The 23995-nt window shown below is 41.6% G+C and carries 19 protein-coding genes; 8 read left to right on the plus strand and 11 right to left on the minus strand.

The features are described 5' to 3' along the window. The first annotated feature begins 28 nt into the window (after positions 1 to 28). Positions 29 to 319: a HEPN domain-containing protein gene (locus KVT36_RS18225; RefSeq protein WP_217604892.1), complete on the plus strand. Its 291-nt coding sequence runs from the start codon at positions 29 to 31 to the stop codon at positions 317 to 319. A 493-nt stretch (positions 320 to 812) separates the two neighbouring features. Here the strand turns inward: KVT36_RS18225 and KVT36_RS18230 are convergent, their stop codons facing one another. Both KVT36_RS18230 and KVT36_RS18235 read right to left on the minus strand, forming a co-directional pair. Next, complete coding sequence (locus tag KVT36_RS18230) at positions 813 to 1970, minus strand: FecR family protein (RefSeq protein WP_217604893.1); 1158 nt, start codon at positions 1968 to 1970, stop codon at positions 813 to 815. Positions 1971 to 2011: 41 nt separating this feature from the next. Continuing rightward, the gene (locus KVT36_RS18235) at positions 2012 to 2557 is read right to left on the minus strand and encodes an RNA polymerase sigma factor (RefSeq protein WP_217604894.1); all 546 of its coding nucleotides are present in this window, start codon (positions 2555 to 2557) and stop codon (positions 2012 to 2014) included. A 444-nt stretch (positions 2558 to 3001) separates the two neighbouring features. Between KVT36_RS18235 and KVT36_RS18240 the strand changes: the two genes are divergently transcribed. Genes KVT36_RS18240 through KVT36_RS18250 form a run of 3 tightly spaced genes read left to right on the plus strand, consistent with a single transcriptional unit; the run spans position 3002 to position 9175 of the window. Continuing rightward, a complete protein-coding gene (locus KVT36_RS18240; RefSeq protein WP_217604895.1) occupies positions 3002 to 6397 on the plus strand; it encodes a SusC/RagA family TonB-linked outer membrane protein in 3396 nt (1131 codons plus the stop codon). Between the two features lie 10 nt (positions 6398 to 6407). After that, entirely contained in the window at positions 6408 to 7823 is a 1416-nt protein-coding gene (locus KVT36_RS18245) for a RagB/SusD family nutrient uptake outer membrane protein (RefSeq protein ID WP_217604896.1), read from the plus strand. Positions 7824 to 7864: 41 nt separating this feature from the next. Further along, positions 7865 to 9175 carry a TlpA disulfide reductase family protein gene (locus KVT36_RS18250; RefSeq protein WP_217604897.1) on the plus strand — a complete coding sequence of 437 codons (1311 nt, stop codon included), beginning with the start codon at positions 7865 to 7867 and terminating at the stop codon, positions 9173 to 9175. 78 nt (positions 9176 to 9253) lie between these two features. On the opposite strand, the gene KVT36_RS18255 is transcribed toward KVT36_RS18250, so the two are convergent. The 9 genes from KVT36_RS18255 to KVT36_RS18295 form a co-directional block, all read right to left on the minus strand. Beyond that, positions 9254 to 9532, minus strand: coding sequence for a hypothetical protein (locus KVT36_RS18255; RefSeq protein ID WP_217604898.1), 279 nt, complete (start codon positions 9530 to 9532; stop codon positions 9254 to 9256). 284 nt (positions 9533 to 9816) lie between these two features. Next, positions 9817 to 10251, minus strand: a complete 435-nt coding sequence (locus tag KVT36_RS18260) for a MauE/DoxX family redox-associated membrane protein (RefSeq protein ID WP_217604899.1) — start codon at positions 10249 to 10251, stop codon at positions 9817 to 9819. 17 nt (positions 10252 to 10268) lie between these two features. Next, positions 10269 to 12866: a lanthionine synthetase LanC family protein gene (locus KVT36_RS18265; RefSeq protein ID WP_217604900.1), complete on the minus strand. Its 2598-nt coding sequence runs from the start codon at positions 12864 to 12866 to the stop codon at positions 10269 to 10271. Between the two features lie 21 nt (positions 12867 to 12887). After that, positions 12888 to 13367, minus strand: a complete 480-nt coding sequence (locus KVT36_RS18270) for a redoxin domain-containing protein (protein WP_217604901.1) — start codon at positions 13365 to 13367, stop codon at positions 12888 to 12890. Further along, on the minus strand, positions 13364 to 16468 hold the full coding sequence (locus KVT36_RS18275; protein WP_217604902.1) for an NAD(P)/FAD-dependent oxidoreductase: 3105 nt from the start codon (positions 16466 to 16468) through the stop codon (positions 13364 to 13366). Before KVT36_RS18275 ends, KVT36_RS18270 begins: the two co-directional genes overlap by 4 nt. A 317-nt stretch (positions 16469 to 16785) precedes the next feature. After that, entirely contained in the window at positions 16786 to 17004 is a 219-nt protein-coding gene (locus KVT36_RS18280) for a hypothetical protein (RefSeq protein WP_217604903.1), read from the minus strand. Positions 17005 to 17249: 245 nt separating this feature from the next. After that, positions 17250 to 18095, minus strand: coding sequence for an AraC family transcriptional regulator (locus KVT36_RS33230; RefSeq protein ID WP_217604904.1), 846 nt, complete (start codon positions 18093 to 18095; stop codon positions 17250 to 17252). A 380-nt stretch (positions 18096 to 18475) separates the two neighbouring features. Beyond that, positions 18476 to 19024, minus strand: coding sequence for a hypothetical protein (locus KVT36_RS18290; protein WP_217604905.1), 549 nt, complete (start codon positions 19022 to 19024; stop codon positions 18476 to 18478). A 926-nt stretch (positions 19025 to 19950) separates the two neighbouring features. After that, on the minus strand, positions 19951 to 20703 hold the full coding sequence (locus tag KVT36_RS18295) for a hypothetical protein (protein ID WP_254640077.1): 753 nt from the start codon (positions 20701 to 20703) through the stop codon (positions 19951 to 19953). A gap of 275 nt (positions 20704 to 20978) precedes the next feature. Here KVT36_RS18295 and KVT36_RS18300 point away from each other — a divergent pair, with 275 nt between their 5' ends. The 4 genes from KVT36_RS18300 (at position 20979) to KVT36_RS18315 (ending at position 23968) form a co-directional block, all read left to right on the plus strand. Further along, positions 20979 to 21152, plus strand: coding sequence for a hypothetical protein (locus KVT36_RS18300; RefSeq protein WP_217604906.1), 174 nt, complete (start codon positions 20979 to 20981; stop codon positions 21150 to 21152). Between the two features lie 34 nt (positions 21153 to 21186). Continuing rightward, positions 21187 to 21525 carry a YciI family protein gene (locus KVT36_RS18305; RefSeq protein WP_217604907.1) on the plus strand — a complete coding sequence of 113 codons (339 nt, stop codon included), beginning with the start codon at positions 21187 to 21189 and terminating at the stop codon, positions 21523 to 21525. A 32-nt stretch (positions 21526 to 21557) separates the two neighbouring features. After that, on the plus strand, positions 21558 to 22565 hold the full coding sequence (locus KVT36_RS18310) for a bestrophin family protein (RefSeq protein ID WP_256449971.1): 1008 nt from the start codon (positions 21558 to 21560) through the stop codon (positions 22563 to 22565). Positions 22566 to 22672: 107 nt separating this feature from the next. Beyond that, positions 22673 to 23968: an NAD(P)/FAD-dependent oxidoreductase gene (locus tag KVT36_RS18315; RefSeq protein ID WP_217604909.1), complete on the plus strand. Its 1296-nt coding sequence runs from the start codon at positions 22673 to 22675 to the stop codon at positions 23966 to 23968. Positions 23969 to 23995: the final 27 nt, after the last annotated feature.

Here is a 23995-nt window from a genome sequence, read left to right on the forward strand (position 1 = left end):
TGACAACGCTACTTAAAGCGCCTTATAGGTGGTTCACTTTGCGCCGGAATGGTGGTTCACTTTGTCCGGAATTTACACTTTAAGCCTTATTTGGGACGAAAGTCATAAATGGCAAAATATTGCAGCCCCTTTAGGAATAAGTGAGCGAGACGTTAGAACTAAGCTAAAAAATATCGTAAGTAGAAGAAATCAAATTGTGCATGAGTCTGATATTGATCCTGTCACTGGACTAAAAGCAGATTTATCTGCTAATATTGTTGATGATGTAGTCGACTTTATCGAAAAATTGTGCCATTCAGTTGCTAGTTTAGTTATCTAAAGGAAGGTAGTCGAGTGTAAAAATTGATTGTATTTAACCTTTTGTGTAAATAGTCAAGTTGCCGTATTAAGAAAATTAATACATTGCTGCGAGTGAAGAGAAGGGAGACGAAGGATAGTAAAACTGAACTTGTTGAAATAGCTGATAACAAGGAATCACTTGCCAGAACAGTTCAAGAAAAAACCGATTACTCCGACAGATATATTAAAAGCTGCTACAGTAAAAAATATCATCCTGATTTTGAGCAATTAAAACAGCAAATAATCTCAAAGGGGAAAAAAGTAGACTTCTATCAATCCAATTATTACACTATAAATATTTCTAAGTAACTTCTTCTGCTGCATGCCGAGGTATGAATGTCAGGATCTATCCATACATGGCCGAAACCTATATAAACAGACTAGCATGTTCAGATGTATTGATATACACATGAATAAAGAAGTTCTGTACACTATGACTGTATTTCAGTAGAAAATGTAAGGATTGTATTTTGCTATTTAAAATGCAGTGTGCTGTCCTTATCCCAGTAATATTCTACCTGTCCTTCCAGCTGGAACATGGAGAGCTGTTCTTTTAAAGACATGTTACGGGAAAGGCCACCGGAGAATTTAAAATTGGCGATCCTGTCATTGTCCATGACCGCAGAGATCCCGAACCAACGAGGCAGTACTTCACAGATTTTTGACAGCGAGAGGTCCTGGAAACGGAAAATGCCTTGTCTCCAGGAGAGGGTGTAGGAAGGATCGAAAGGCTGCACGAGCACTTCTTTATTTGTAGCAACAGCCTGTACTCCAGGTTTGAGCATCACCGGGTCAGCGGTATTTGCAGACGGGTCTTTCACGGTTACTTTACCGCTGACCAGGGCAACACAGCTGATACCAGGGTCATAGGTATTGACATTGAATGCTGTACCCAGTACCTGCACGCTTGCATTGGGAAGGTGTACGATGAAAGGTTTTTTGGCATCCGGTGCTACTTCTAAATAGGCCTCGCCATTAATGGTTACTTCCCGGCGGTCAGCAAATGACAGTGGGAATGTTATAGAGGTGGATGAATTCAGGTGCACGGTTGTCCCATCGGAAAGCGCTATAGTATAGTCTTTGCCGATGGGGACCAATAACGTGGAATTACCAGATGCAACCGCGCCTGTAGGGGTGTATGTTAATGTTTTATTGTTGTTGCTGAAGGTGGCGCCGGCTGTATTTACCTGTCCTTGCCGGGCAGAAAGGTCAACCACCTGTCCGTTGGGTAGCCGCAATTCGATTCTGGACTTCGCTTCTTTAACTGCAGAGAGATGGCTGATATCCTGTTTCTTAGGTAAGAGGATGGCGATCCCACCGATGGCTATACCGAATATGATAGCAGCGGCGGCAGCTATGGACAGGGTTTTACGGATCTTTATGACTTTGCGGCGCCGGTTGTCTTTATCAATGCCTTCCCATACTTTATATAACATGGTAGGAGCATCATGTTCAGCTATAATCTGGTTGATCTCCGCACTTTGACCCAGTGCCGTCTGCGCGTCATTAAATTCACTGGCTTCCGGATCACTCGCCAGCAGCTCACTAAGCTGCTCGTCCTGTTCAGGAGAGATAATTCCAGCAGCTTTCAGGCCGGACAACTGATCTATTATGCGGAATTTTGGATCCATGCTAACTAAATAAACCTGCGAATATGCGTTTTGTACTGTTCTTACAGCTGATTCTTTAAAAATTTTCTCATTGTTTTCAACCCTTCAGATACAAAATTGCGGAGGGTCTGGTTTTTCATCCCGGTTTCTCTGGCCAGGCTCTCGTAGTCTTCGCCATCTACTACGTAGCGTCTGATAATGTTTCTTTTGACAGGGGAGGTAATATGCTCTATGGCATTATGGAGGATTTCTGCGAGTTCTTTATTTTCAGCGGAAGGAGTGATCATCTTGTTATCCGGGTCGCTCAGCTTTTCATCCAGGTATTTTTGGCGTACCTTATTTTTAGCGATCTTATTGATACATGCATTATGCATGATGGTATATATATAATTGAATACCTTTCCACCGGGCTCCAGCTTTTCACGGTTGTGCCACACCTTTATAAATACCTCCTGCACGACGTCTTCAGCGTCCGGGCGGTTTGGGCCCAGTCGCTTTAGCGATTCGCGCAATACATAACCTTCGTAGTGGTAAAAGATTTCATTGAAGGCTTCTTCACTGCCTGCAATCAGCCTTCTGACCGATTCTATTTCGTTGAATTCATCCATAATCCCCAAGCCTTGTTGAGAAAACGACGCTACCACTAAATTTGGAGATAATAGAATGGAATAGTGGTAACTTATCTATTGTTGGTAAATTTTTACGGTTGAGCTTGTCTTCGTAAAATTATAATTATTGGCCCGTAAATCAAAATGCTCCCTTAAACAATACTGACCAGATCCTTATCTTAATCAAATATAACTGGTTAGAATCAGCCCTAAAGTTAATAGGTTGTAAATGCTGGGCAATAACCCCTTGGTGCCAATTTTATTGGGGGTAAAACCCAACTTTTTTTAAGAAAGAACAGTACAAAATGAATTTTTAACGGTTTATTAATATAGCACCCATTTTATAGCAAAAAACAACTAGGTCCTACTGGACATATATTTAGGTCATGTGAATTTATAATAAGGATGTTACGTCCTAAGAAAAGCCTTTTATAATATGGATATATGAAGGTCCTGGAGGCGTCTCAGGATCCTGCGGGTATGGACTTTTTTTCTCGGCATACCTACAGCGTAATAACGAAAGCTAAAATTTATCTAAATCCTTCATCTATGGGACAACTTTATTCCGTTTTCACACGGTGTGTTGCGTTATGCGTCATCTTATTATCCCTATCCCTAACGGGATTTGCCAACCAGGGGAAAATAAAAGTCACTTTAGAGGTCTCCAACAAACGGCGGGCTGAAGTTTTACACCTGCTGGAAAAACAAACTGGCATGATCTTTTTTTATGCCTCCAATCTTTTTAATACGGAAGAGAAAATTACAGTTTCTGCTGTGGATCAGACACTGGATGATGTGCTGGAGAAAGTTTTTGAAGGGACCGGCATGAGCTGGCAATACGAGCGCGAAAAATTTATTTCTGTTAAGCCGAGAAAGAATATAATAGTAGGAGGAGGAATGGAGAAAGATTCAACTATCGTTTCTATATCCGTTACTGGGAAAGTTACTGCCGCTGATGGCACTCCTATACCAGGAGCCACGATTAGGGTTAAGCGAACAGGAGATGGAGCGACATCGGATAATTCCGGCAACTTTACACTACCTAATGTAAGAAAATCTGATATTATAACAATAAGCTCGATTGGCTTTCAAACAATGGAGATACCTGCAGCAAGGAAGACATTGCTTGTAAAGCTTCCAATTGATGTGAACAAGTTGGATGAAACCGTTGTCATCGCCTACGGCTCATCAACCCGCAGAATGTTGACAGGGAATGTTTCACAAGTTTCCAGAAAAGAAATCGAATCTCAACCGGTCGGAAACATACTTAATGCTTTGCAGGCAAGGGTTCCCGGATTGTCCCTCACACAAGTATCTGGTGTGCCTGGAAGCAGAGTTGATATCCAAATACGAGGCCGAAATAGCATCGGTAATGGAACTAATCCATTATTTGTTATAGATGGCGTGCCGTTTTATTCCAGTAATACTCCGCTATTGACAATGGATAATCCAAACTTTACAGTAAACCCTGGAATGACAACAAGTCCATTAAACACCTTAAACCCTTCAGACATTGAGAGTGTGGAAATTTTGAAGGACGCAGATGCTACAGCAATTTATGGATCCAGGGCTGCAAATGGTGTAATTCTTATCACAACACGAAAGGGTAAAATAGGGAAACCCACTGTCGATTTGAGATTTACTACTGGATTAGGGAAAATTACCAGAGACGTTCCGTTACTTAATACAAAACAGTATCTCGAAATGAGACGCGAGGCATATAAGAATGATGGTGTCACAAACCTGCCAGCTAGCGCATATGATTTAAATGGAACTTGGGACAGTACTCGATATACCGATTGGCAAAAGGTATTCATAGGTGGGACTTCACATTATAATGATGCTCAAGTTTCTTTATCTGGAGGAAGCGAAGACCTTCAATATCTCATGGGCGCTGGCTATCATAAAGAAACTACAGTGTATCCAGGGGATTTTTTTGATAGAAGGGTATCGTTTCACACAAGCTTAAACCACCAATCTCCTAATCAAAAGTTCAAAACAACATTTTCAGCATCTTATTCAAAGGGGGAAGCAGAAATGCCAATTTCTGATCTTAAACAGTTCATAACGCTCTCCCCAAATGCACCAGAGATTTATGATTCAGTAGGACGACTAAACTGGCAGAACTCTACTTGGTCTAACCCTTTCAGTAATGTTTATCAGACCAACGAATCCTCGACTGAATATTTACTGAGCAATTTGGATCTTTCCTATGTACTGTTGCCTGGATTAACCATCAAAACAGCAATGGGTTATACATCCAGCAATATGGATCAAATACTGTTAAAGCCTATGAGGTCTTTAAATCCTCTGTTATCAACGTCGGAAGCTAGTTCTACATTTGGTACAAATACAGCCAATATTTGGAATATAGAACCACAACTAATTTACAACCGTAAGCTATCAAAAGGTATTCTAAACCTATTATTCGGCACAACAATTTCTCAACAAACTCAAAAAAGTACTGCAGCAACAGGATCTGGATATGCAAACGATGCACTGTTAAAAAACATAAATGCGGCGAACATGATTACACAAAATGGCAACACATATTCGCTATATAAATACGCTGCTGCATTTGCAAGAATAAATTATGCTTTGGAGGGAAAGTATATACTGAATTTAACCGCCAGGAGAGACGGTAGCAGTAGATTCGGGCCAGGAAGACAATTTGCCAATTTTGGTGCAGTCGGAGTCGGTTGGATATTCAGCGAAGAAAAGGTAATAAAAGACAATATTGCATTCCTCAGTTATGGGAAAATTAGAGGAAGTTATGGAACGACGGGTAATGATCAAATTGGCGATTACCAATTTTATAGTACTTACAGTCCGACTAACTCCTCATACCGTTACCTTGGCTTGTCTACTATATCCCCTACGAGGCTTCCAAATACAGATTATGCCTGGGAAGTCAATAGGAAATTAGAAGTTGGGTTAGAACTTGGTGCTGTTAAAGACAGGTATTTGCTAAATATAAGTTATTACACTAATAGATCATCAAATCAACTTCTTGTTCTCGACCTCCCGTCTTATACTGGAGGTACTGGGGTGACAGCAAACTTGCCCGCATTGGTAAAAAATTCCGGTCTCGAATTAGAAATGAGCGCAGCGATTTTAAAGTCCAAAAATATAACATGGACGACAACACTTAATTTATCCATACCACGCAATAAACTGCTGAAATATCCAAATTTGGAGAATTCAGTCTATTCAAATACTTACACTATTGGGAATTCAATATCGAGTCGAAAAATACTCGCTTACAACGGTATTGACAGAGAGACTGGACTATATACATTTACAGATATAGACAAGAGTGGGGGAATAACGTTTCCAGAAGATATCGCTGGTGTAGTTTTTACTGGGCAGGATTTTTATGGCGGTATAATCAACGAACTAAGATACAAAAATTGGTCATTAATGCTCGTTCTCCAGTTCGTTAAGCAAGACAATGGGGCCAATTTTATATCAAGTTTTTCAACTCCAGGAACACGATCAAATCAGCCTATATACATATTGGATAGATGGCAAAATCCTGGTGATGATGCGATGTACCAAAAGTTTACCAGTTCAAATTCTGACGCAACAAAGGCGTTGAACAATTTCAAACTAAGTGTAGGAAACTATAATACGGCTTCTTTCTTAAGGTTGAAGAATCTTGCACTCTCATACCAGATTCCTGAATACATTCTAAACAATACAAAAGTAAGAGCTGCGAGACTCGCTGTGCAGGGACAGAATCTGGTAACAATTACAAAATACAAAGGGTGGGATCCTGAAACAAAAAGCACCCTTCCGCCTATCGCGGTCTTGACGATAGTCGGTCAGATCACATTCTAAATTTACGAAAATGAAGATAATTCAAAGTCAAGCAACAAATACTCTAACCCGTTACTCATGGGTGCTAGTGATACTCTTTGATCTCATATTCAGTTCATGTCGTAAACTCGTAGAGGTGCAGCCACCTTATACCCAACTGAACAGTGATATTGTATTCTCAGATGATGCTACTGCAACCTCAGCAATGTTTTCTATATTTTCTCAAATGAGCTCTGACATGTTGACGTACAATATGTCATTATACCCAGGATTATCAGCAGACGAGTTTATAAACTATTCACCAGAGCTACCATCAATCCAGTTTTATTCGAATTCCCTGTCGGCTGACAACACTATTAATGGTGAACTATGGACAAAATTTTATAGCCAGATCTACCAAGCTAATAACATTATCGAATCATTGGCAAAAGCTCCAAATATCACGGCTGGGGTAAAGCAGCAGTTGATGGGCGAAGCGTACTTTACAAGAGCATATTTATACTTCTACCTAGTAAACTACTATGGTGAAATACCACTTGTCATAACCACAAACTATAAAATAAATGCAACTGTCTTTCGCTCTTCAACTACCGAAGTTTACAAGCAAATAGAAATTGATTTGCAGCAGGCGCAGAAATTGCTTGCAACATATTTCGTCGGTGTCAATGGTAAAAGCGAAAGTACAGAGAGATTACGTCCAACAATATGGGCTGCGAATGCTCTCCTATCGAGAATGTACCTCTATACCAAAAATTGGGAGAAAGCTATTGAGTATTCCTCGACATTAATCAATAGATCAGACCTTTTCAGCCTGGAAGAGGATCTAAACCATGTATTTCTGAAAAATAGTAGAGAAGCTATCTGGCAAATAACACTCTCCCCATATAATACTATGGAAGGTCCGTTCTTTACTTTGACAACAACACCAAGTTCGTCATCACTCAGTAATCGGCTGACGGATGCATTTGAAAGCAATGACAAAAGATATTCCAGTTGGGTAGGCACTCTAATAGATAATGGCCAGACATACCATTATCCCTTTAAATATAAAGTATTCGATTTTGAGTCTCCAGTTAGTGAGTATACAATGATACTTCGATTAGCGGAACAGCATCTTATCCGAGCCGAATCCTATGCACAGATGGGAGATCTTAATAAGGCACTTAGTGATCTGAACGTCATCCGTAAGAGAGCAGAGCTTCCCGATTTCACATCTAGCTCTAAAGAACAGATAATAGCAAAAATACAACACGAAAGACAGATAGAACTCTTCTCTGAGTTGGGCCACCGTTGGTTGGATTTAAAGAGAACTGGAGATCCGGAAAATATTTTGGCAGCGGTAGCGTCTGAGAAGGGCGGTGCCTGGTCATCTAATTGGTTGTTATATCCGATACCGCAAAACGAACGTTCCAAGAATCACAATCTTAGTCAGAATCTAGGATACTAACCGAGCCTCTAACGGCAAATTAATAGTTTAAAATCGCGAATATGAAACTGTCACGGAATCTGCTTACTTCAACAATTGTGTTTTTTTTGTTACTACAACAGGCATTCGCATTCAAGGGCGAAAATCCGGTAATAGGGAAGCCATGTCCACAATTCACACTTAAAAATATTAAGTATTATCATAAGAAGGAAGCTTCCTTGAAGGACTTTAAAGGGAAATGGTTGCTACTTGACTTCTGGAACAAAAACTGTGTTGTATGCGTCAAAACATTTCCTAAAACAAATAGTTTAAGGAAACAGTTCAAAGACAGTGTGGACTTCATACTAGTTGGCCGCCAGGATAAGGAAAACGAAATTGAGCAGCTGTTTGAAAAATTCAGAAGCAAAATGAATTTGGACCTGCCATGTTCATTCGACTCCAGCTTGGTGAAGCAATGGGAATATTATGCAAATCCCGTTGTTGTTGTGATTGACCCAGACGGTATTGTTCGCGCATTAACAACTTCGATAGATTCGACAAGCTTAAGAAGGCTGATGCATGGCGAGTCCGTCAATCTTTATGGTATTGAGGAAAAAAAGTATGATGAGAGCATTCCGTTTTTAGTCAATAACAATGGTGCGCCGGATTCTGTCTTTCTATATCGCTCTTTGATATCGGTTTGGACCACATCCACACCATATTATAATATGCCGATCAAACTTAGCTTACAGACCGGGAAGCTTGAAGAGCTCGGCATTTCATTGCAGAAGCTTTATAATCTCGCATATATTGGGGATACCTATTGGTCTTTTACGCCTTCTTATCCGTGGCAAGACACGTTATATGGAAATTATTGTTTAGAACCGATTGTCGAAGTAACAGACAAGTCTAATTTTGAAGCCGATAGAAATACTGGAAGGAGAAAGCTATTTTGCTATAGTCAAGTTTTCCCCAAAGGGAATGCAACAGAATTGTCAGTTCGCAGCACGATACAAAAGGATTTGCAGAGTTGCTTCGGCTATAATGTAACAATAAAGACAAAGAAAATGCCTTATTGGAGACTAACTTTTTTAAAAGAAGAATACAAAGATTCATTAAGAGCCAAACGAGGCCCTCAATCAGTATCTCAAACACATGCGCAATTTAAAGGTAAGAATATTCCTATCTCGTCGCTTCTGGGACAGATTGCATTTAAAAATGAACCAAACATCGCTCCATTCATAGATGAGACCGGAGTAGATTTCAATATAGATATTGAGTTGAACTGTATATTTACAGACATTAATGACGTAAAGTCAAGTCTTCTAAAAAAGGGTCTCCTATTGGAAAAATCGGAAAAAGAAATGAAGGTATTAGTTATTAGTAATAACTAGAAATGTACTGTTAAAATGCGCTGCAACGTTAAAATAACGGATGCTTATCTAAGCATCCGTTATTATTCTTGTTCGAAATTACTGAGGAATTACGAACAGCTGATTGCTGCAGGTTGATTGGGTTGGGCTTTGCACTGTGCGATTCTGGAAAATTGCACGATGTGTAGAGCCTGATGTTACATATGTACAAGGTGTAACGTCTGCGAGCTTGCAGTTAGCATTTTGCGTAACTTGTACACACAATGAACCTTTCTGATAGTAGTAAGGGGTGATCATGGTGGTCGCTTTTGTTGCAGCTATTCCTACAAATGCGAGCGCAACGGTAGATAAACCTAAAAACAGCTTTGAACGTTTCATAAAAATCTGATTTTTTAGTAATAAATATGCCTACTCTTTTAGAAGGTTTTCGGCTTCCCCTATTGAACACCGTAATCTCGTTTAAGAAACTACAGCTTAGGTATTGTGCACAATAAGCTCAATCTAATTTGATTAATTGATCATGGCAATCATGGAGCAAAAAAACACGTAAGCTAACTGATACCCTGTCAACATAATATTGTGATTTTAATGCCATAAATAATACTGAAATATTTGACCAACTTACATCTGATATTCCTAAGCATCTAAATTCTTTCGCAATCTTATACCGATAGTCTTGTTTGTTCCATCTTACTTCGGTTATTTAGCAAAACTCCTGTTAAAGCAACTATCGTATACCCTATATTGAAAACAAGATGTTGCTTCCAGGACATTTTCTCGATAACTCCACCACAATTGCAAGGTGGATGATCCATTACAGTCAATATTATAATAACATAAACACTAAATACAATCATTAAAACCAATGAACTTACTAAAGCCAAGCTGCGAGTTTTAGGGATGAATAACAAGATAGCTACAGTCAATTCGACTGCAGGTACACCAATCGAAATAAGGTTCGAGATGTGTTCAAAGGCGGGAATTGTTTTCAACCTTGACCCAAATTCTTCCCAGTCAATTATTTTACTAAGGCCGGTATAGAAGAACAGTAAAGCAAGCAAAACAATGATTACATCAAGAATTATCTCCTTTTTCATCGTATTTAAATTTTATCTTATTTTGCGATCAATGTTTTATATTGATAGTAGTTTGAAAGAAAGTAAATCACACCGCTTGTACCATCAAATAAATCTGCAGTTACAACATCCGTATCATTCGTTATCCAGATGCCGTGATTTTCATCCCTGTGCCTGAAGGTGCTGTTTAATAGATAGAATATCCAATCAGCCTGCTTGTGAAAGGAGCTCTCCTCAAACACAGCAGCTGCTTTTAGATAAACCATACCAATACTGGATAGGCCGGTACCAAGGCAGTAACTATTGATTACAGGGTATCTGGGCAGATGCGAGAGGCATTCAATGGCATAGTCCTTCCAAACCTTATCATTGAAAGATTCGTAGGCCTTTATAAAGACCATTGCTACGCCGGGAATACCGTATTCCAGGGAGAAGTCTTTTAATGAACTGGTAGTCATCAACTGTATTTTTCCTGCCAGCCATTCTAACGCTTTGGTGATTGCCTTCTTGGCTGCCGCATCCTTATAAGTTTCACAATACTTCAAAAGCATATAAACAATTCCCAAAAATCCGTCACTATCACTGAGGCCAGGCCATTCACCGTTAGTTGCTTGAGATTCTATTATAAACTGTATCCCTTTAAACAGCTCTCCTTCATGCTTTTTTTTTCGCATCCCTGAAAGATGCATAATAACGTAGCAATAGCCTGCAATGCCCGACCTCATGCCCAATGCTGTTGGAATGGCACTTAAAGATTCATCAATAACCTCCAGATACTCAGTATCTTCAGGGATAAGACCACATGTAATAGCCTTGTCAATAATTAGTGCCAAACTCGTATCATTTTCAAAAAATCCTGGCCCGCGCCTAGAATGTTTAAATGAATGAAGAAGCACTGTTAGGTTTCTTTTAAAAAGTGATTCCGTCTCCTCTGTTGAAAAACCAATCTCCTTTGCCAATGCGATTGTATAAAGCACTCCCCCAATGCCGGTGTGGAAACCTCTATATATCGTTGTACCCTTAAGAACGTTAATATTTGATGCACCGATTTCTTTGGTTCTTGATATCCAAAATCCGTTGTCGTTTACAACCGGAGGAATTGTCAGTCCGGCTAAGGATTTAGTTAGCAATGCTTTTAGTTCTCGTACGCCGGCAGCGCCATTGATCTGCTGGTTAGCAGTCCTTTCCTTCCCGACACGTTCTCTATAATCGCGGAGCAAATTTTCCATTTCGTTAAGCGAAGGGCGCGATCCGGCATCCTCAGATAAACAGCTGTAAATCAAATTTGCAATTTTATCATCAGAAAGCAGATTCAGGTAATTGGCATTCAATTCTCCAACCGGGGCCAGTGTAAACTTGACAGGTGACAAACCGGTAAAAAACAGGATCATCAACGCACCCAGCCCATATATATCCTCCTTAACAGTTGGGCTTTTGCTCTCCCACTGCTCTGGAGAAATAAAACCGCTTGTTCCAAGTGCAAAGGGGGGATCTGGGTAGTTTTTGCTCAACGAATAAGTAAGCTCCAGGTCTATCAGATGTATCTTTCCATTTTTACTCACCATCAGATTGGAAGGACTTAAATCTCTATGAATAAGCCCTAATCCATGATAAGCCTTGACAATACCGATTACTTCTAACAAGCATTCAATCAATTGCACTTTCTTAGTTTCGGCTAATTCGGCCCAAGCAGTGCCGTTATATATCCTTGCGATGTGTTGATCCAACGTTACTCCTTGTATAAATTCCATCACCAGATACAAATCCTGGTTTACCTCGAAGAAATCCAACACCTGCGGTACAGGCACCTTTCCCTTCAATATATCATAAATGGCAAACTGCCATCTCAGACGATCCTGAACATCACGCCCCATACTGTCAGCAAACATTTTCCTCTTACCTTGTTTTATAATACAAGCCTTTTCACTGAATATTCCTGATTTATACTTGGCATAGGCTAGGTAGCCTTTAGCGCGATTATTAATGATATTAACAATTTTATACTTTCCATTCAGCACAGAGGACTCTGCTGCTTTTAAACGAAGCTCAATGTTGTATGGCCAATGTACTCCGTCCATAATTTCAAATGGCGCCTTAACCGGGTCCGCAATTAGCTGCCCGTAGCGATCATAAATGCAGGCTACTGCACTACCCGCATCATTCGTTCCCGCTATCCCTGCAATAGCTCCATATCTGGTGTAGATACAGCCTGCCAAATGCGCACAGGTAGGGATATCTGGACCATCAAATTGCCTGGTAATTTCAATAAGCTCTTTCGCAAGATTATCTGCATGTTGGTCATCCCGGGGGTAGATCTCCATTACCTTGCCCAGCAGCTGTAAGCCAAGGTTACCTTCTAGCATGTATAAAGCCAGATCGCTATTTGCGACAATTTTAAACGGTACCTCTTCCTTTAAGAGTAAGGGGACTACTGTATTAATCAAATTAGCAATCTGAAATCTACCAACAGAGATATTCAGCATCCAACCCTGAACCGGCTGAAGCTCACCTACCAGCAAATAATACCCATCTTGCTTAATATCCAGTTTAAATTGTTCAAGAATTCTACTATATTCTTCAAACTCATGGGTCGAGCGTGCGGTTGAAATATCTTCGGGTGCCGTATTGCTATGCATTATTTTAGTTTTTATTGTACGTCAAATTTTATCCAGGAGCCGTATAAAATCTCCAGCAGTTGCTTGTCCGGCAAAGGTGCCCACAAGCCGCTTGTGCCTGTTGTATACATTTGAGAAAGGAGGCGCTAGCACTTTATAATATCTTGGAAAAAAGGATTTATAATCCCGACCAAGGGTAATATTATTATACTTGTCAAGTTTGTAGTATTGTTTAAAGACCTTCATTCTATCGAAAGGGTCTGTAGTGATAAAGTAAAACTGCACTCGCTTCAGCGAGTCCATCTTCTTCAAAATATCTTCTGTCTCCTGCTGGCAATGCTCGCAGTCTGGACTATAGTACACCAAGATTATAGGTTTACCCCCAGGTATATCTTTTGTATTCAACACAGTTGTGCTATCGATGAGTAGCAAGTCAAAAGAAGGTAACTTCGGTCCTCCACTCATACAGGATGCAAAGAGCAACAATATGCCAATAGAAAATAAGCAGTTCTTTTTCATCATATAATTGTTTTGTCATGCCGGTTATTATCAACTTGGAGCACGTAGTTAAAAAGTACCACCCCTACGGAAAAAAATAATAGTATAGATAGTAATTGGTATCTGAGGACTACAGGAGCAGCCAAGACACTGAAACCAAAATTGCAGAGCCACAATACACTAGTAATAGATACAATTCTCATCAACTTTTTTGTTGCTCTTTTAAATCCCCCGAACGATATAAAGCCTACAAATCCAAGGATGTACAGCCCATTGCATAAGGCAACAACCGATGGGTATGCATTTGCAACCTTGATAATCTTTGATGCGGATTTAACGCGCAGGCTTTTATAGCCAAACCAGGTCTTTGCAAGATCTCCAACGCTATCCGATTTCATATTGTATACATATAAGAATTCAGCTGGTGGAGCAAAAAAGGCAGATGAGTTTTGTAACATATAGAGCTTTATAAACTCCACAGGGTGTTGCATAATCAGGTATTTTCCATATTCTCCATAGAATGGGGCCAAAGTTGCCCATTTTTTGAAATAGGCAGTTGATGTGTCCTTTCGGTACCGCATGTCCAGAAACTGCCTGAGCGGGGCATGTTCGTCCCACAGGTAATATATGCCGGGTACAGAATCCGGCCGTACTTTCAAACTGTTTAGTGAATCCCGGTGTTTCAAAACGATATTATGAAGCTGTTGATATTTAGTCGGTACCTCGTCCACTTGTAACGGGTCCATTCTGCTATACATGATAAGTGCATTTGTGGCCAGCTGCCACCCTCCAAATCCTGAAAATTGCCTTGTGCCAGTAATTTGTTCGTATTTATTTCCATTATGCCATACAAAAACACCTATCAACAGCATTCCAAGTAGTATCCCTTTGGCTTTCACCATCCATTCTAACCTTGTAATCAATATGACCAATGCGCTTATCATCGGGAAATATAGAGCGTTGTACCTAATAGTTAGTAGCAAAACAAGTAGAATAGCCTGTACCCATAGGTGAACGGAACGGTAATCAAACGTAATCCAGATCAATTCTGCAATCCACACCAGGGTTAGTGCATTAAACAGCGTGTCGGCTGCTACGTAGTTACTTATAAGGAGGAAGATTGGATTTATAGAAAAGAACACCAGTATAATCCATCTCACCACCTTATTCGGACGCAGAAAATAGAAAAGTGTATATACCAGATAAGTAATGGCGGTAAAGAGCATCACGTATTGGACCAAGGCCAGTGCGATATCTGACTGAAAGAAGGAGCTGAAGACCCGTAAGAATTTAGAATATCCGATGGGCCAAATGTTTATAGAGTAATTGGCGTAAGCGCCTTCCAGGTAGTAATAGGAGTCAGGCATGTAATTTACATAGGGGAACAGTGTTTTGAATACAATAAACTGTACTATCCAGCAAATTCCCATCAGCATCAAGGGTAGCAAATTTTTATTTAGTATATAATTTCTGAATGAGCCGCTCTCCGTGATACCTTCCAATACTTTGTCAGTGATTGGGGCTTCTACTTTCTCCTCATGATACTGCTGCTCAGTATTGACCGCCCAGATATTGGCCTTATCGGTAACACCCGCAACTATGTTATCTACTCCAACCATTGACGTCAACATTGAATGGTCGGAATTATTATACTTATGCATGCCATTACGTCCTACCAGGAACAGGTTTTCCAAACTATCCGTATATGCCCGGATTTCATTAAATCGTTCGTATGCACCAAAATATGCTGGATAAGTTTTCTCCATCCGCAGCACCGTAGCATCCATCACATTGGCTGGGTTGGCTAGTCCTATCTTTTCCAGTTCATGGATCGCAAGTACTTTTATATCCTGGTCATCCATATTCCAAAATGTATCCGTGGCATTACAGAAGAATTCCATTCCAACCCAGACTGTTCCCAGGATATTGACCATATAAGGGCTCCAGTTGTTGAAAATCTGCAGCCGCCCCACGGTTACTTCCTTCTCCTGGATATAAATCCAGGTATCCTTCAACTCCCGGGGCTGCCATTCACCGGTGGCCTTATCTTGGGAAGAAAGTTGCTTTAACAATATTCCGACGGTAATGAAATCCCTGTACTGCAAGCCGGCCGCAATTTCTTTCACATTTTCCGGAACAGCACCGTCTACGGCAGCGATCAATTCTTTTACCGGCATGGTTGAAAAGAAGTAATCACCTTCCAGGTACAGGCTTTCGCCGGTGAGTGTATTCACCGCTGCAATAGCCGTTACCCGCGTAGAATCGGCGCTGTTATAGACATGCTCTACAACATGGTTCATGTGTATGATACCACCCATGCTTTCAACCTGCCTTGCGACTTCTTCCCACAGCTGACCAGGGCCATACTTTGGGTAAAGGAATTGCTCGATCAAGCTGGTTTCTGTAGCTTTCTGCGAGATGTCTCCTGTTGCGTTGCGCTTTGTGGCAGATTGAATAGCATGTTGGATGGCTTTGGCGATTGATACGCCTTTGATCCGTTGTGCCCCCCATTCAGCCGGAATATCTTGACAGGGCACTCCCCAGACCTTTTGCGTATAATCCTTAAAAAAGAGCTTATAAAGAACTTGTCCAAAGCGGTTGATCATAAAATCTTCCAGGTTCTTTTCCGGCCGGCGCGGTGAGAGCTGCGCTTTCAGGTAAGAGAACATGATTGATATTGTTGTGGATAGACCAAGCTTGCGCAGTGTATCAATTGATAGCTGTATCGGATAAGTGAAAAATTTTCGTAGGAAATAAATCCGGGAAAGTCGTGGTCTTACCAGCATAACCTTGTCAGGATCTGCGATAGCCGCTCCGTTGTTGGCCTCATTACTGAGATCAACTTTTCGACTTTTATTTTGATAGGTGATATTGAATGCTTTTTTCTGACTTTCTTCCACCGGCATGATGTTCATCCACCAGTTCATTACACGATCTGACTTTGAAAAGAACCTGTGCCCGCCAATATCTATTCGGTTGCCTTTATAATTTACTGTCTTTGATATACCTCCGATATCTCCGGACTTCTCCAGGATCACCGGCTTGATGTCGGTGCGCTTAAGTAATTCATATGCGGCGGTAAGGCCGGCAGGGCCGGCGCCTATAATGATGGCTCTTTTTTCCATAGTTTTTCCAATAAACCACCCGGGCGCCTCCCTCGAGGATTACGAGAGAGGTAGCCTTGGTGGACGGCAAAAAATAGTTGACTGCGCTGTAGCGCCGTTGTATAGAGTGCTAAAAGCTTAAAGAGTAGCGTTATCGTTTTTCATACAGGATCACTTACGTTAAAAATTGGCAAAATATCAGGGTAGTTCTGCCTTGAAAGGCAGTACATATATTTTCCTCAAAATAACTGTCAAATATCGCGGTTATAACCAATCGTTACATGGGCGATACCGACGGTAAGGTGAGGGAAGTCAACGTCTAATGAAAGATTTCCGGATTATGGTGCATTATCTTCGTACATCTGGCAGATAGCCATGCTAAAGAGCGATGCTACCTTTTGTTTGAAATGTATTTCCGCCTGTTCAGGTGTACCCTGAAAGTTTTTCATCTCATCAATAACGGTATACATTTCAGGAGTTATATGGCCAGCGTCCAGCAATACGGCGCCAGCCGGTAGTTCTGAGGATTCGGATTTGTGTCTTTTACTTTGAGTCATGGTTTGTCAAATTACAGGACCGGTAATAATTAGCTTCCGGCAGGTCAAATGGTTTCATGTGATGTGATGCAATACATCTCCGGGCTAATTGGATATTTTGAGTATAAATCTAAATTGGCTTAGAATGGGATTACAGGGTTTCCTTTTGCTATCGATCACTTTTTCCTTGCTGTGTACATTACAAATATCGAGGGATAATTTTTATGACTTCTTTCTTTTTGACTAATAAAATTCCGGCTGTTTGTTCACGAATGCTGCTTTTTAAACGCAGTAGGTGTCATTCCAACCCGTTGCCTGAATGCACGTGAAAAGTTGTCCGGATCAGCAAATCCTATCATGAATGCTATTTCATTTACTGTCAAACCTTTTTTTAACAGATCCATCGCATGATCCATCTTTTGCTTGTGGATATATTCCTGTACGTTGTTACCATACAGATGCGTGAAGCCGTGATAGAGCCATGTTCGGCCGATATTGAACTCTTTGCAAAGGTCATTTACAGTAAGTTTGCGATCCAGATTTTTTAGTATGTACGTTTTGATCTGCTCCAGCTTTTCCATTTCTGTTTTACGGATGGGGATCGTTGCTTCCCGGTGTTCAAGTAGCTGTGTGATCCCGTTCACCAGCAGTTCCTTTGCTGCAGCTTCCATTTTCACGGATCCTTTAATGCCCGGTACTTTATTGGTGATGATTTTCTCTGCCAGCACCCACAGGTCCACCGGAATGTTGAGTGAAAGATTATTGTACCGGCGCACTGCAACACCTGCCATTTCTCCGTATTCGTCATAAAAAAAGCGTTTGTCGGTGATCAGGTCATTGACATATTCCCGTCTGATCTCCAGCTGCAGGAAACGATACAGGCCAGGAGGGTAAAACACCTGGTAGTTACCCGGTTGCATATGCAGCAGCTGGTACTGCCCCTCACGGTAATCATCCGTTACGCCGGCGGCCTCGCTGGAAAGTAAGGGGTTTCCCAGCACGAAATTCAGCAGGTAGGTGTCATCGTCCAGAAAGCAGTCAATCTCTGTTGTGCGCTCTACATGGATGAGAATATAATGCACTACCAGGATATCAAGGGAAAGTTGCTGCACAAGGACGGTCGCAGTATCTGTTACTGTCGCAGCGGGTAACGTGTTCGTGACCTCATAAGATTGGAGTGCAGGCTCTATCGTGGAGGATACCTTCATCCTCCTGGCTGGAACAGGTTTTATTACCATGGTCATTTTATTGAGAGATATGGTTAACGAATCAAAAAGTCTTCAGGCTTTAGCTGATCATAGATATCATGGAACACCTGGGAAATATCCCCCCCCCACATCTGGTCGCAAGATACATCGACTGGTAGCCATCAGCGGGATATTCCCTGTGTAGATCTTCCAGCACAGGAGCCTATTGGACGATGACCTGGTGGGAGCGGGGCAAAATGTAATAAGAGGCATTTTGAGGATTTTTCATGCGGGATATTTTATTGCTACCCCTGGGTCGGGGGCTTATAGATCATTTTGTCATATTCTATCAACAGGTTGTATATCCATTGTTCATCCTCCAGAAGGTATTTAAAGTCGTCAGCTACGACCACACAAATGGAAATATAGGTGCCCACTCCAAAGATCATCCGGTGAATGTCGGTTACCAGGTTGAATTTCAGTTCGGTGATGGAACGGGCTTCCAGCACTATTTCAGACAAGTTTCCCGGGTCCATTCCCATAAACACCGGGCTACCCATCACAGAGAAGAAATAGCATGTGCAGGGCTCTATGATGTTTAACATGAGCACAGTAGGGTGTCTGAAATCGGAGTGGTGGACGTAGATGGCAAATTGTTCTTTTTCCAGCCCCTGTTTGATGAGTATACCGTGGAGCCCTTGCTGGACGACGGCTTCATGCATGGGCAGGGTAGCCCATTTATATAGCGCCGGAATCTTTGTGGTATTTAACACCGTGCCTTCTGAATTGTCTATTACCAATTGCATAGATATCTCTTGTGTCTCCTCGGTTGCTAAGTTGGATAGATCGTTCATATGCTTTGAGAGTTTCATAAGCTTATCATAATGCACGATAGCAGTGCATGGAATTCCCGTAGCCTTGGCAGATAGGGCGCTGGTTTAACGGTTACAATAAAAGATGGAACGTAAACCTGACCATATAAAGCAGGTTGCTATCTTCCCGCTGGTCAAATTTTTTCTCCGCTACTATGCAATACGGCAATTGGTTGTTTTCCGGATAACAGAAATAAAATAAATCCTCAAAATTTTTTACTGGCTATTTTGGCTTCTTGCGCCCGCATTTTGGGGATTGTCCTGGTGTTGTCTTGTCTTTAGCACAATTGCTCATGTCACATAGATCACTATATGATGCAATGTAAATAAATCTTTGCAACTCATCAAAAAGCTAAAGCGGACAAAATGTGCCATGCGCTTAGGATTCTCCGGGAGGAGGGGGAGCTGGCGATGGTAGATTCAGCATCGGGGGCTCAGGAAGGTAAAAGGTAAGCCGGTCGTCAGGAATAACAATCAGTTATCTATGTTTCAGCGGGGGATGACCAACGGTTGCCGGTAATGGCCGGTTTCGGTGATCTGATAAGACTTGAGCTTAAAGAAAGATTTATCCTCGAACAGTACAAATCCACTTATTGCCGGTTTACTTATATGGAATGTCCTTATTAAAATAGGGAGGTCCTGTAATTGCATTGTAACAATAACATTAAATAACCGGATATACTTACCAACTCGTTTTAGTCATAAGCATGTTCACTTTGATCTCGGCAACAGCCTGGTGTAAATACCAGCTGTTGCTTTAAATTACACGCATACTTTATTTATTCTAAATCAGTAGATTGTCATGAAAAATGTAATAAGGAAGCTTGTTGCTAAGTGCAGCGCTTTTTAGCATCAATACAGTATCGGTACCTGTCCAGGTATCTGTTGCCGCAAAATAACTAAGCCTGTCAGAACTTGATATTCAATTTCCGGGAAACAAGTTTATCATCTTTATAGTATTCAAACAGCCATTCGCCATTTTTCCTGAATACAATACCTTGCGATACATCATCATTCGCTATAAAATGATCCTGCTCAGATGTTTTCAGCAAGGTCATTACTTTTTTGGGAGTGGTATCTATCAGCTGATAGCCGTTACCATTAGCCTGAGCATATAAAACATTCTGGCCTTCATTAACCGTAACAGGTTGGGCAGGAGCTGCAGGCGCAGGTGGAGCACTTTCCGTTGGTTGTGATGCCTGTGGTGCCGTAGTGCCATCGTACTTATATTGTGCGGCATTCAGTGAAGTGAAGGCATTTGTCAGCGCTTCTGAATAGGCTGCCTGCCACTCTTTCTCCCTGCTTTTTCCTTCCTCACCTTTATAAACGATCGTACCCTGACAATCTTTTAACAGCAGGGTTAAACCAGTGGATAGGAATTTTTTCTTCTCTACAACTTCCGCTTTCAGTGCATTGCACTTATTATTACCGGCAACTTCCGCAGGCAACGCTTCATTGGTCATGAAAGCAGTAAACCCTACTTGTTGAAGTAGTAATTTTGTCCGCATATTCAACCCATATTGATCATCTGTTTTAAGAAAATCGAACCGTTCGGGTACCAGAACGTATTTATAATTATTGATGGTATTCTGCGAATGGGCTGTGACGGCAAAAGACATTGCCAGTAATAAAGCAGCTATTTTAATGTGAATGCTTGTCATATAGCTAAGATAAAAAAAATATTTTTCCCCCAATCCCCCTCTGATGTTCTTCCCACAGAGGCAACATACAAAGGGCAATACCGCACGCTTAGTTTTCCTGCCTGAAATCCCCTAAATACAGTGAACGTATTCGTCAACTCACGAAATATCGTGAAAATATTTTCATTCGCTTCAATGTAATTGTTTAATAACCAGGTTATTATGTGCATGGCATACGCATTGCAAATTCATAGACACATTCTCAATGATCATCTTTAACATCAAAATCATAACACATGAAAACACTCTCTTTTCTATTCCGCAACATGTTCCCTGGCAAAGAAACAAAACCATCGCCGGAGCTTGTACAAACAGCCCTGGAACCTTTGCATGAAAAAGATTCCAACCAGGGCGGTGAATTCCTGGATGATTTTGTAACCCTGGAAGATGAACCACAAGAGCAGGATTAAAAGTATTACCCTTTAACCATTAAAATTGAAAACAATGAAAGAGTTCTTACTGGTATTCCGCAGAGATTATAGAACAAAGGAGCTGCAGCCCACAACCGAACAAATGAACAAGCACCTCAAACATTGGCGCGACTGGTACATCAGTCTTGCAGCAGAAGGTAAACTAGCCATGCCAATACAACGCTGGGACCCTGAAGGCAGGGTATTAAGGCAAAACCTCACAGTAGCCAATGGTTCCTATGCGGAAGTAAAAGAATCCATACGCGGCATCATCATCATAAAAGCAAATGATTATGACCATGCCGTGGCCATTGCCCAAAGAGCGCCGGTGCTGGAATTGGGAGGAACGGTAGAGATCCGCATGGCAGTTTAAACAGAAAAAAATAAACTTAATTATCTAAGATCATGCATGTAGGCAAATCATATAAACTATCAGAATTCCTTATCTGGACCAGGAGAAACGTATATACGCTACTCGTTTTGGGTATTATTCCGGTGATCCTGTATCACGTTATGGGTATAAAATGGCTAGCCGTACCCTGGACGGTAGTGGCGCTTTTGGGAACAGCAACTGCCTTTATTGTGGGTTTCAAAAATACCCAAACCTATTACCGTACCCGGGATGCCCAGCAGGTATGGACAAACATCTTAAACAGCAGCAGGGCATGGGCCATTATGAGCAGGGATTACCTGCATGATCCTGAAAAAACAAAAATACTCATCTACCGCCATTTTGCCTGGCTTACCGCTCTGCGTTACCAGATGCGGGAAGACAGGATCTGGGAAGTAAGGGATAAAAGCCACAATGCAGAATACCAGCGTTATTACACGATACCTGAAAGGGAAACTACTTTTGAAACAGCGCTGGAAAAATATATGTCTGACAATGAGCTCAATTACATTCTTAGCACAAAGAATAAGGCAACCCAGATCATGGGTATGCAAAGTAAATGTATCAAGGAGCTTTACGATAACCAGGAGATTGCCCTGGCCCAGTTTATTGAGATGCAAAGGGGGCTCAATAATTTCTACGTACAACAGGGACAGTGTGAGTCCATCAAAGATGCTCCCTATCCCAGGCAATATTCCGTTATTAATACCCTTTTCGTCCGGCTTTTTTGCTTGTTGCTGCCTTTTGGCATGTTACAGGAATTTGATAAGCTGAATGGCAGCATTGATGGGATCATGAAAGGCAGCATGGTATGGCTGGTAGTTCCTTTCAGTGTTATTATCTCCTGGATGTACACTTCCCTGGCGCAGGTAGGGGAAAGTACGGAAAACCCGTTTGAAGGCAGCGCTAATGACGTTCCGATCTCGCAAATGTGCCGGGCTATTGAAATAGACCTCCGGGAAATGATCGGTGAGCGCGACACGCCCCCCTACCTGCAGCCAAAGAACAATATCATTCTGTAACCGGCACAACAGCAAAAAAATTACAGGTTTTTGTCCAATAATGAAACTTCAGTTGTTATTAGTGTGTTACAAAACATTGAGCCGTTGGCCCATAAAATATTAATACTATGGAAAAGACTAATAATACAGAAAGGAAACAGGTAGTGGTGATCGGGGGTGGTTTTTCAGGGCTGAATTTTGTCAAAAACCTGTTCCATAACAAATATTATGCTGTAACCGTTGTTGACAAGAACAACTACAATTACTTCACGCCGCTTTTATACCAGGTGGCTACCAGCTTCCTGGAGCCTTCCAGCATCAGCTACCCGTTCAGGAAACTTTTCAAGAAAAAGGACATTTCTTTCAGGATGGCAGAGCTGGTACGGGTAGATACTGCTGCCAGCAAAGTGTATTTAAATGATGGCGGTGAGCTGCATTATGATGTGCTGGTGTTTGCTGCCGGTTCCAAAACGAATTTCTTTGGGAACGATGGTCTTCGTCACAGTACCTTTTCACTGAAAGGTATTGATGATGCGCTTTATATGCGTAATGAGCTGATCAAAACCCTGGAAAAGGCCGTTATTGAGCAGGATCCCATAGAAAAGAAACGGCTGCTAACCATCGTGATCGCAGGCGGAGGCCCAACGGGCGTGGAAGTAGCAGGTATGCTGGCTGAAATGAGAAAATACATCCTGGAACACGATTATCCTGAGCTTAAAAATACGCCGACTGAGATCTATGTGGTGGATGGTGCACCCTACCTGCTGGCGCCTATGAGCGATAAAACGCATAAAGCAGCTCATAAAGAGCTGGAAAAATTAGGGGTGCATGTAAAACTGAACACCCGGGTTAAAAATTATGAAAATGACCAGGTTCATTTGTCGGACGGAGAAGTGATTGAAGCCAAAAGCCTGATATGGGCAGCCGGGGTAATTGCCAATACCTTTGATGGCATTTCAGCGCAAAGTGTAGGCAAAGGCGGAAGAATGGTCACCGACGCTTTTAACCGGGTGCAGGGTTATGAAAATGTGTATGCCATTGGCGATATCAGCATACAATTTACAGACAGCGCTTATCCTGATGGCCACCCGCAGCTTGCCCAGCCGGCTATTCAGCAGGGTAAGTCGCTGGCTAAAAATTTATTGCGTATGGCAAAGGGGCGTCCGCTGAAACCGTTCAAATATTTTGACCGCGGTGATATGGCCATTATTGGCCGGCAGTTTGCCGTAGCCGACCTTTTTAAACACAAAGTGCATTTAGGCGGTTTGCTGGGTTTACTGAGCTGGCTTTTTATTCACCTTGTTTCCCTGGTTAATTATAACAACCGGATAAAAACATTGTACAACTGGGCAGTGGCTTATACCACCCGTGACCAGGCATTAAGAATGATCTTCCGGTCCGGGAACCGGGAGAACCGGGATTGATCCCCGCCCCTTAACGGAAAAGGGGCG

This window comes from Chitinophaga sp. GbtcB8, assembly GCF_019091455.1.
Lineage (GTDB): Bacteria > Bacteroidota > Bacteroidia > Chitinophagales > Chitinophagaceae > Chitinophaga.